Source organism: Candidatus Bathyarchaeia archaeon (assembly GCA_035935655.1).
In the GTDB taxonomy this organism is placed as follows: Archaea; Thermoproteota; Bathyarchaeia; order 40CM-2-53-6; family 40CM-2-53-6; genus 40CM-2-53-6.
On record DASYWW010000010.1, the window covers coordinates 1 to 2,058 of the forward strand.

Sequence of the window (2,058 nt, forward strand, 5' to 3'; positions counted from 1 at the left end):
CTTGCCTGCGCCGTTAGGTCCTAAGAAACCAAACACCTCACCTTCGTCCACATGCAGCGTGACCGAGTCGACGGCCGTCATGCTGCCGAACCTCTTCGTCAGATTCTCAGTATCGATCATCCTAAATCTTGCTCATTGGTCGCTCTACCTGCTTCAATTCTTGAAACAGGACCATTCATTCTTGCTCTGCAAAAGGGGGCATCAGTTGGGACTTGGAGGGCTCTGCTGACTCCAGCGGGAATCTGTTCCCGCGTGCTTTCGTCGGGAGAATCTCCCGAATCGGAAGACGTATGCCACGACGATTACTATGGCGGTAACGACAACAATCAAGACAATCTTATCGGTAGTGATAATCGCCACTTCGTGGGGTCTGCTCCTTGAGCACTCTTTGACAAGGTGATACTAAAGGGGTTCGGCGCACCCTTGGCAGGCCACGGGTTTTAGCGTGAGTTATGGTCAAGGACACTTGACGAATTCCTTCCGCCCATCCACTCGGTTCAGCTCACTGCTTTCTTCACGAGCGCGGCGATTCTAGCCTCTTCAGCGGCAGTCAACGCCTTCAGCGCGAAGGCGACCGGCCACATGCCGCCATCGTCGAGATTCGCCTTGTCGCTGAACCCGAACGTCCCATACCTCGTCTTGAACTTCTGTGCGTTTTGGAAGAAGCAGACGACCTTGCCGTCCTTGGCATATGCGGGCATCCCGTACCAGAGTCTTGGCGAAAGGTCAGGCGCGCTTGCTTTGATGGTGGCATGGAGTCGCTTCCCCATGGTGTGATCCGTTTCCGGCATCCCGGCGATCTTCGCGAGCACGGCACTTTCACCGTCCTCCTTTTCCGCCTTCAGCTCTTGGATGCGGTCCGTCATCGCGCCACGTTCTTCGTCTGTGAGTCCCTTGAACTTCTTCCCGGCCGAGGTGGTGCTCTTGACGGACTCCTGCGTGCCCTTCAGTGCAGGTTTCATGAAATTGTATTCGTCTTCAGAGTTTAAATGTTTTACGAACACGTTCGTTGCACTTTCAATCAGCTTCGTCGGGCCCATGTTGTATGGACCGCACGCGGCCGTTAGACCCACCATTCTCCATGGGATTCGAATCCCAGTGAATTACTCTGATCGTAGGGAAGTACTAGGGACCCTTGTAGTCGAAGGGCGAGTAGAAGCCATTCTTTTCTGAGATTTCCCAATTCATCCCGTGATCATGATAACTAAGTTTCTTTGACTTTGAGACGACCGCACTGAAACCTGGCGCAACGGCGAGAGGATGGTTGGTGATGGTGACATCAGACCCCCCTTGACCCTGGATTGCTTCGATTTCTGCTTCTGCAATATTCGGTATCTTCATGCTTCGTTTCTTTCCGTTTGCTGAATAGCTGAACTCTACAGTCTTCACTCCGAGCACCTTGCCAATGAACGATCCCAATGCCGCAGGAACCCCTCCGACCTGACCGCCGAAGATCTGCGTCAGTGCGCTTCTCTGGGCGTCACTGGCCTTCGAATCAAGGTAAAGTGCGGCTTCCCATTTTACTTTCGCCATGTGACCGGGAGAGTGAGCGGCTAACGCCACGTTCAGCCCGTTCAAACCAACACTGCCCAGCTTGCCCTTGTCGATGTGCCAGGCTACCAAAACCGTGCAGTCTCCAGTTGAAGGTGGGCCTAGGAAGACACATGGACATCCAGTTTCACAATTGCATGTTTCGAAGTATAATCCGCCTAAGTCCCATTGATCAGCCAAGGCCTTAGAACTGCCCGCTCTGATGTCTCGAAGAGAAGCTAATAAATCAACGTCGTTTACCATATCAACTCTTTACAGGGTCTATGCCTCTTCACGACCCAATGGGTGGAGTCTTATCTCTCGTTTTGGATCTCATCTTCCGCCATTCGAGAATTACAGGTATCAGAGAGAGGCCAACCACAACTGCGATCACTGCTAGCAGATAGGTGTCAATCCCCGGTATGGTCGTCCCTAGGACATAGCCAAGCAGCGTTGTAGTCAAAACCCACAGCACGCCGCCGGCAATGTTGTATGCAACGAACCTGGGATACTTCATTCTCGCTGCGC

Annotated in this window: 4 protein-coding genes; all 4 read right to left on the reverse strand. The window is 52.9% G+C overall.

Features of this window, described 5'->3' with window-relative positions; all coding sequences use genetic code 11:
* On the reverse strand, window positions 1-120 hold a 120-nt coding region (locus VGS11_00120; protein ID HEV2118505.1), incomplete at its 3' end, for a multidrug ABC transporter ATP-binding protein.
* A 377-nt stretch (window positions 121-497) separates the two neighbouring features.
* Window positions 498-962, reverse strand: a complete 465-nt coding sequence (locus tag VGS11_00125) for a DUF1801 domain-containing protein (protein ID HEV2118506.1) — start codon at window positions 960-962, stop codon at window positions 498-500.
* A 163-nt stretch (window positions 963-1,125) separates the two neighbouring features.
* Entirely contained in the window at window positions 1,126-1,794 is a 669-nt protein-coding gene (locus VGS11_00130; protein ID HEV2118507.1) for a DUF1326 domain-containing protein, read from the reverse strand.
* 28 nt (window positions 1,795-1,822) lie between these two features.
* Window positions 1,823-2,058, reverse strand: a 236-nt coding sequence (locus VGS11_00135; protein HEV2118508.1) for a DedA family protein, incomplete at its 5' end; no start/stop codon positions are given.

Excerpts from the sequence above, each read along its gene's own strand:
- VGS11_00125 (HEV2118506.1), bottom strand. The coding sequence starts at position 962 with ATGAAACCTGCACTGAAGGGCACGCAGGAGTCCGTCAAGAGCACCACC.
- VGS11_00130 (HEV2118507.1), bottom strand. The coding sequence starts at position 1,794 with ATGGTAAACGACGTTGATTTATTAGCTTCTCTTCGAGACATCAGAGCG.